Genomic DNA, 8,126 nt, shown 5'->3' on the forward strand with positions numbered 1-8,126 from the left:
ACTTCTACAATAATTAACCAAATTGTTTTCGTCATTTTCCGACATTTTTATTCCTGTTTTTCAAAACTGTTTACTTCCTTTGCTTCTACCTTTTTATCGTTGTATGCTATAGGATACACAATTTGATTTAGAAGCTGGTGATACAATGAAAGTAGCAATTTTTGATTTCGATGGAACATTATATAAGAAGGAAACTTTTACACTGTTAATGAATCATTTAAAAGAGCATCCCGTATATGGGCCTCGGTACAACAGTTTTTATCGATCCATTTTGGCTCCGTATATTGGATACAAAATGCGTGTCTATCCAGAAGGAAAGATGAAAAGACAATTAATGCAACGCTATTTACGGGCATTTTCTGGGCTGACTAAAAATGAATTAGAAGAATATTTTGCGGAAGTCGCAAAAGAAATGAAGGAAGATTTTAATAAGGAAGTTACCTCAAAACTTCGTAATCATGCAGAAAACGGTGAATACGTTATGATTGTTTCTGGGGCGTTTACTCCCTTGCTCCAAGCAGCGACAAAAGAGTTTCATACTCTCGTTGATGAAATTATTGGTACTGAAGTTCCGCTTCAAAACAGTTTGTTGGATGTTCATATACCTATCGATCATGTACAAGCTGAACGGAAAACTGAACGAATCTATGAAAATTTAAAAGATAAACAGATTGACTGGGACAATAGTTATGCTTATGGGGATAGTTATTCCGATCTTGCGGTATTAAAAATTGTCGGTAATCCTGTAGCCGTATGTCCAGACGATAAGCTAAAAGTAGTTGCTAATAAAAATAAATGGGAAATTATTTATTAAAATCTTAGACTCTGCATAATGACATTATTTCTATTATAATGGTAACAACAGAAAACTTGAGGGAGGAACGATGTAACGTATGGATAACTTTAAAGCACTTGTTGTAAATAAACGTGAAAACGAATTCAATGTAACTATTTCTAATCTAAGTTTAGATGATCTACCTGAAGGAGATGTCATTATTAAGGTAGCATATTCGAGCGTTAACTATAAAGATGGGCTTGCCGCTACTCCGGATGGAAAAATTGTTCGTGATTATCCGCATGTTCCGGGGATTGATCTGGCGGGAACCGTAGTTAATTCTAAGAATAATAGATTTAAAGAAGGCGATGAAGTGATCGCTACAAGTTATGAAATTGGCGTTTCACATTACGGCGGATACAGTGAATATGCGAGAATTCCAGCTGAATGGATTGTCCCATTACCTGAAGGACTTACCATGAAAGAAGCTATGGTATATGGGACTGCCGGTTTTACCGCAGCACTCTCCATCCATCGGTTAGAGCATAATGGTTTGAAACCCGAAGACGGACAAGTCCTCGTTACTGGTGCGTCTGGTGGAGTAGGAAGCTCTGCTGTGGCAATGCTTGCAAAACTTGGATATGAAGTCGTTGCAAGTACTGGAAAAACTTCCGAACATGATTATTTACATAAGATTGGTGCAAAAGAGATCATTTCTAGAGAAGATTTACAACCAGAAAAAATTAGAGCCCTTGATAAACAGCGGTGGGCAGCTGCAGTCGATCCGGTTGGAGGAAAAACACTTGCGTATGTATTAAGCACAACGAAATACGGCGGATCTGTAGCCGTAACTGGTCTAACAGGAGGGCCAAATGTGCCAACAACAGTCTTTCCATTTATTTTAAGAGGAGTAAACTTGCTAGGGATTGATTCCGTCTATTGTCCGATGGAAGTTCGTGCAGAATTATGGAAGCGAATGAGCGACGACTTAAAACCGAAACAATTAGCAGAAATCTCGAATGAAGTAACTTTGGAAGAACTGCCAGCAACATTAAAAGATATTTTAGCCGGAAAAGTAAAAGGAAGAACAGTAGTAAAACTAGATTAGACCATCCTTGACATAATAAACCACGTTAGGAGTTCACTGAGAACTAGCCTTACGTGGTTTTTTTATTGATGAAATTATATCAGCGCTATACTTTTTATATCAGCGAATTAACGATTATATTAGCGCTTTGCCACTTTTATCAACGGTTTGGAGAATTAATTCAGCGATATCTCCTATATATCAGCGGTTTAACAAGTTTTATCGGCGAATTACCACTTTTATCAGCGGTTTGAAGAATTAATTCAGCGATATCTCCAATATATCAGCGCTCGCCTATCAAATCGTGAACACAACATTTTTCCCCACTGTTTATCATTCATATCGTAAAGACTCAATTGGATCAAGTCTGGATGCTTTGTTCGCTGGTAACAATCCGAAAATAATTCCGATAAACATGGAAAATAATATTCCACCAATGATTACAGGTAATGAAACGAGTGGTGGCCAGCCTGCAAAATGTGATACAGCAAGAGCTGCACCAGATCCTAGTAGCATTCCAATGATTCCTCCCATTAAGGTTAACGTCATTGCTTCGATTAAGAATTGAAATAAGATTTGACCCCGGGTAGCTCCAAGTGACATTCGTACCCCAATTTCTCTTGTCCTTTCGGTTACGGATACGAGCATAATATTCATCACACCGATACCGCCAACCAAAAGTGAAACTCCAGCAATACTACTAATAATAATTGTCATAATCCGGGTAATCTGTCCAATTCCTGCAGCAATTTCTTCCATATTTAAAATTTGGTATGCGTCCTCTTTATCATGCATTTGATTGAGTAGGGACGCGGCTTTTTCTCCCGCTTCTTGCAATTCATCAGTACCAGCTGCTTTAATCGCCACTTCTGTAATCGATGTTTTGGCAAAAACAGATTGCCATGTTTTCATCGGCAAATAGGCTGTATTGGAACTTAGACTAAAAATTCCACCTTCGCTTTCCATAACACCTACAATTTCAACTGGTTGCCCACCTATATAGACAACTTTTCCTAATAACTTTTCATCCTCATCCTCTTCTTCAAACAATTCTTCTTGGAATTTATCACTAACGACAGCAACTCTTGCCCCTGATAAAAAATCTGCTGCCATTAAATTTCTTCCTTCAGCAATCTCTATACCTTGTACATCTAGATACGCCTGATTTATTCCCATAATCATTCCATCTGTCGTCTCCTGTTGGTAGCGAACGGTCGATGATTCCGTACTTGTTGCAACTACCTTTTCCACTTCCGGAATTGCCTCGATTGCTTTAATATCTTCTTGGGTAAAAGCATCTTCAAAGAGCGCACTGGAATTTGATTCAATTTCTGCATCTGAAGGCATGTAGAAAAGTTCGATTGTATTAGACTCTCCCGTAAACTGGGACTTTAACACCGCTTCTCCACCTTGACCAATTGCAACAACTGCGATTACGGAGCCAACGCCTATAATAATTCCAAGCATCGTTAAAATAGAGCGCATTTTATGAGCACGAAGGGAAGCGAAAGCCATCTTAATATTTTCTAAAATACTCACGCCTCACCCTCCCCTATATCGCTCACATTATTTTCCAAATCCGTTTCTACCGGTTCATCTAATTCCATTAATTTTTCTAAAGCTTCCTGACCGACCACTTCTTCTGCAGATGTCAACATTCCGTCTCTAACAAAAATTGTCCGATCGGCATAACTAGCAATTTCCGCTTCATGTGTAACGAGGATAACTGTCGTTCCTTCCTTGTTTAACATAGTAAACATATCCATTATTTGCACACCTGTTTTGGAATCAAGTGCACCTGTAGGTTCATCTGCAAGGATAATGTCCGGTTCATTTACAATTGCACGTGCAATTGCGACACGTTGTTTCTGTCCACCCGAAAGTGCATTTGGTAAATGATCTGCTCGGTCGGATAGCCCAACTTTTCCAAGTGCCTCCTTTGCACGCTCAAGGCGCTCACTTTTTCCTATACCGGCATAGATCATCGGCAACTCAACATTTTGTAGTGCATTTAGCCGGGGTAATAATTGAAATTGTTGAAAAACGAATCCGACCGATTGGTTTCTAACTTGTGCTAGTTCTTTTTCGTCATAATCAGAAACCTGCTTTCCATTTAGTAAATATTCACCACTTGAAGGTTTATCCAAACAGCCAATAATATTCATTAATGTTGATTTACCGGATCCGGATGGCCCCATGATGGCTACAAATTCACCTTTATTAATTTGGAGATTGATATCTTCTAAAACGACTAAATCATCCCCTGCTACGGGATAGCTTTTGACTACCTTTTTTAGTTGAATCATTTTACTGTCACTTCCATCCCCTCAGAAATATCTGCAGGAGGATCAATAATTACTTGATCTTCATTTGTAATACCATCTTTTATCTCCATCTTTTCTGAATCGACAGACCCGATCTTCACCTCAACTCGCTTGGCTTTCCCGTCTTCTACAATATAAACAAAGTTAGCATCATCTATTTGCTCGACCGCATTGAGTGGCAATGTATTAACTTTATCTTCATTTGTAACAATTTCAATTAGCATTTTAAATCCAGGTTTTAACTTTATATCTTCATCTAAAGTAACACGAATTGGATAGACAACACTTGCATCTGTTTGATCAATTTCCATTGCCGTTTCCTCAGGTAAGTCGCCAATGAAACTTACTTCTCCTTGCCACTCTTCATCTGGAACGGCATCAGAGGTTAAAATAACTTTTTGCCCAACAGATATATTTAACGTATCGTATTCAGAGATTGTTCCTTCTACAATTACTTCATTTAAAGTACCGATCCGAATGAGTGATTCTTCCGCCATTTGGCCTTGTGAACTTACTTCTTCATTCACCTTTAAGACAGTTCCATCGACATCAGCTGTCACTATTAATTCTTTTAACTCGGAAGCAATGGACTCTTTTTGCAAATTCGCTTGTTCAAGTTCGATATTCGTCATTTGTTGTTCTAATTTTATTTGATCATGCTCTTCTTGCAACATTTCATTGTCTTTATCCTTTTCCAACTCTTTATCTATCTCATTATGTTTTTTGCGAATATTCTCCAAGTTAAGTGCCGTAGATCTAATTTGTAAATCATTTTGTTGTTGTTCAAGATCTAATTGTTTATTTTCATAGCGAATTAGTTGATCCCCTTTTTCTACTTTATCGCCTTCTTCAACAAAAATCTCAGCAACTTCCCCTTTTTCAGGCTGTACATATACATATTGTTCTTTTTCTAATTTTAATGTTCCTGGAGTCATGACAGTTTCTTTCATTACTTCTTGGCTTAATGTGGCTGTTTCTACTTTAACGGTTGAACTAGCAAAACTTTTCCAAACATTAATGCCAATTAATAAGACAATTATTGTGATAACTCCGATTACAATCCATTTTTTCTTCATGTATTAAACACCCATCATCGTATTAAGTCCTGCAGAAATCATTTGGAATATAAGGCCTACAACATAGAAAACTATGACGATCGACCAAGATAATCCTTTTGAAAATCTAGCTACAATTTGTAAGCCCAACGCAGTAATAATTAATGCCCATATAGAAAATATTTCAATGGAATTAAAGACAGCACCTAAAATACCTTCCGCACCAATGATTGAATTTAAGCTTGTAACCATTACTCCCGAATTACCACCTATCAGCATAAATACAATTCCATTTACTAACACACTAATCACACTAATAATATAGATGTACGTGTTCATCGAGAACAGTTGCTTAAACGTTACCTCGGAACGAACAATTTTAGCGATAATAATTTGTACAACTGAGAAAATAAGAAGAGTGAAAATAGGCGTAAATACTCCAGCAATAACAAAGGTGATTTGACTACCTATTGCCACCATCATCATTTCTTCCTCACTCATACCTGCGAAAGCTGGATCATCCATGAAGTCGATCCCGTTCATCATAAGTAACATTCCAACAATTGTAAGTACAGTCACGATAATCAAGGCTACAATTATTTTCGGATTTTCTCGTATTCTCTCAAACTGTTCTCTCGGATTCATTATCATCCCAAAAAGAGATGGTTTTTCTAATTTCGGTTGTTCTATTTCTGTATTCGTTTCATTTGTCATGATTCTTCAACTCCCTAATGTTTAATTAATTTTTTCCATTTCGTTTGCCCACTTTTTCACCATGTCTATCGTGACATTTGGAGCTATAATTTCAATCGAATATCTTAAACCTCCTTCACTCCAACTAATAAAACGGAATTCTTCCATATCAATATATAATCCTTCTTCTCCTCGGATCGGTTCTTTTTCCAAACCATCACCAAACAAATCTGCATCTTCTTCCGTATCTTCTAATGGAAGAATAGATAATGTCATGAGAGGAAAGTCGTCTTTGGTATAATCAATCATCACCTCTTGGTAGCTTGGTTCACCTTTCATTTCGAGAAAAGAAATATTATCCAACTCATGTTCTTCTCCATTTGGAATATATAATACAGAAGAAGTATCCATTTTCTTGGGGATATCTTTTAGTGTAATTTCTTCTTCAGAATATAAATCTTCAAAATCAGCTGAAGTCTCGATTTCAACATCTTCTGGCAGATCTAACTGGAATTTGGATTCGTCTATTTTAGCATTAAAGTCTATTGTTTTGTACTCCAGGTTGATTTGCACATCTCCACTTGATGAATTCATTTTTAATACTACCCAATGTTCCTTATCAATCCATATTTCTTGGTCACCAAGTAAAGTCTTTTGATCTTTCTGCTTCCGAGCAACCATATGAAATGTCGATCTACCATTAATTTCTTCTTCCCCAACGTTTTGCACATCATGCGTATCCTGTATCATTTCTAGTAACATTTCCACTTGCTCTTTTGGATTCATATTTAATTCCTGTAATTCTTCCTGTTCAAAAGAGTATGCTTTCTTTTCTTTTTCTTGATACACGATGAAGGCCTTCCCATCATTAATCGCTATAATTTCCCCTCCATCATCATCTATTTCTACTCGAGATTTTTCATTTTGACGCCACTCTTTTAGAGATGATATTTCATTTTCACCCATACCTTTAATCGTCATTTCCATTTCTCCGTAATAGGACGTGTCGCTATCTGTTTCTAGCGCATTGGCGATAACTTGCTCTGGTGAAAATTGATTCATTTTACCACAACCGATCAGGAGAACGACAGAGAATCCTATGAGTGCGAATACAGTTTTTTTCAACCGACTTCCTCCTTTCTTTTTGGTATCGAACAAATAAAGCATGCTCCAATATTTTCTTTTGACAACCCGTCGACTTCTCCACCATGTTTTTCAATAATTTGTTTCGTAATGGAAAGTCCTAATCCTGTACCGTGGGAATCTTTTTTACTGCGTGCTTGATCCACTTGGTATAACGGATCAAATAAGAAATTTAATTTTTCTGCCGATATTCCTTCCCCTTCGTTTTGTACGACAAGGTAGGCATATTGTGTAAAATCAAATGTATATGCATTTTTCACAAATTCAAATAAACCATTTTCTAGATTACTAGCTTCAGAGAGTGCAATAATCCATATTTTTCCTGATTCAGGTGTATGTCGAATGGCGTTCATCATTAAATTATCGGCAACTCGCATCATTTGTTTTGGGTTAACATCATATTCTCCATGAACAATATTACAAGCGAATAATTGAATGTTTTTCTTATCACATAAAGCTTCATAATCCGAAATAATCATATCAAAAAATTCTTCCCCATCGACAGTTACCAGTTCCAGTTCATAATCTCGTGATTGTAGTAATGTGTGTGTAATTAAATCATCTAGCATTTGTTTCATAAAGTCTGACTTATCTATAATTACTTTCTGATACATGTCACGATCTTTACAGGAAAGTCCTTCTGTTGCACTTAGCGATTCCGCATATGCCTTGATTGATGTAAGTGGTGTTTTTAGATCATGAGAAATTGTTGCAACCATATATTCTTTTTCTTTTTGTTCTTGGTCAATTTCTTCCCGAGCGGCGATGATTTGTTTTCGCATTGCATAAAAATGCTGTTTTAATTCACCGATTTCATCTTTGCCCGTTTCTGTTTCCGCATGAGCATTTCCACTAGCAAATGCTGACATCTCATCCATTAATCCGTACAATCTTTTATTCAATCTTCTATTAACGATAACAGCAATTGCCGCATAGATCAGGATGAAGGAAGTAACAAATAACCCAATGACGATCCAGCCGCGCTTTATAATTGTAGAAATTAATTCCTCTCTGGCAATTTCGATATCAAAAAAACCGACGATGCTCCC

General features: G+C 36.9%; 7 protein-coding genes and 1 pseudogene. 2 read left to right on the forward strand and 6 right to left on the reverse strand.

Annotation, left to right across the window (positions count from 1 at the left end):
* Nucleotides 1–145 precede the first annotated feature (145 nt).
* Nucleotides 146–814, forward strand: a complete 669-nt coding sequence (locus ACPYKA_RS04905; RefSeq protein ID WP_479541266.1) for an HAD family hydrolase — start codon at nucleotides 146–148, stop codon at nucleotides 812–814.
* A 79-nt stretch (nucleotides 815–893) separates the two neighbouring features.
* Complete coding sequence (locus tag ACPYKA_RS04910) at nucleotides 894–1,883, forward strand: NADPH:quinone oxidoreductase family protein (protein WP_479541267.1); 990 nt, start codon at nucleotides 894–896, stop codon at nucleotides 1,881–1,883.
* 312 nt (nucleotides 1,884–2,195) lie between these two features.
* Here ACPYKA_RS04910 and ACPYKA_RS04915 read toward each other — a convergent pair whose 3' ends face one another.
* The 6 genes and pseudogenes from ACPYKA_RS04915 to ACPYKA_RS04940 form a co-directional block, all read right to left on the reverse strand.
* Complete coding sequence (locus tag ACPYKA_RS04915; RefSeq protein WP_479541268.1) at nucleotides 2,196–3,401, reverse strand: ABC transporter permease; 1,206 nt, start codon at nucleotides 3,399–3,401, stop codon at nucleotides 2,196–2,198.
* Between the two features lie 101 nt (nucleotides 3,402–3,502).
* A pseudogene (locus ACPYKA_RS04920) lies at nucleotides 3,503–4,168 on the reverse strand (ABC transporter ATP-binding protein); the annotation flags it as partial.
* The gene (locus ACPYKA_RS04925; RefSeq protein WP_479541269.1) at nucleotides 4,165–5,262 is read right to left on the reverse strand and encodes an efflux RND transporter periplasmic adaptor subunit; all 1,098 of its coding nucleotides are present in this window, start codon (nucleotides 5,260–5,262) and stop codon (nucleotides 4,165–4,167) included. The gene ACPYKA_RS04925 and the pseudogene ACPYKA_RS04920, both read right to left, overlap by 4 nt.
* A 3-nt stretch (nucleotides 5,263–5,265) precedes the next feature.
* The gene (gene yknW, locus ACPYKA_RS04930) at nucleotides 5,266–5,955 is read right to left on the reverse strand and encodes a YknW family membrane protein (RefSeq protein ID WP_479541270.1); all 690 of its coding nucleotides are present in this window, start codon (nucleotides 5,953–5,955) and stop codon (nucleotides 5,266–5,268) included.
* Between the two features lie 21 nt (nucleotides 5,956–5,976).
* The gene (locus ACPYKA_RS04935) at nucleotides 5,977–7,059 is read right to left on the reverse strand and encodes a LolA family protein (RefSeq protein ID WP_479541271.1); all 1,083 of its coding nucleotides are present in this window, start codon (nucleotides 7,057–7,059) and stop codon (nucleotides 5,977–5,979) included.
* Nucleotides 7,056–8,126 (reverse strand): sensor histidine kinase (locus ACPYKA_RS04940; protein ID WP_479541272.1); only part of this gene is annotated, 1,071 nt, incomplete at its 5' end. The genes ACPYKA_RS04935 and ACPYKA_RS04940, both read right to left, overlap by 4 nt.

It is taken from the genome of Pseudogracilibacillus amylolyticus (SeqCode) (genome assembly GCF_051918545.1).
GTDB lineage: Bacteria > Bacillota > Bacilli > Bacillales > Amphibacillaceae > Pseudogracilibacillus.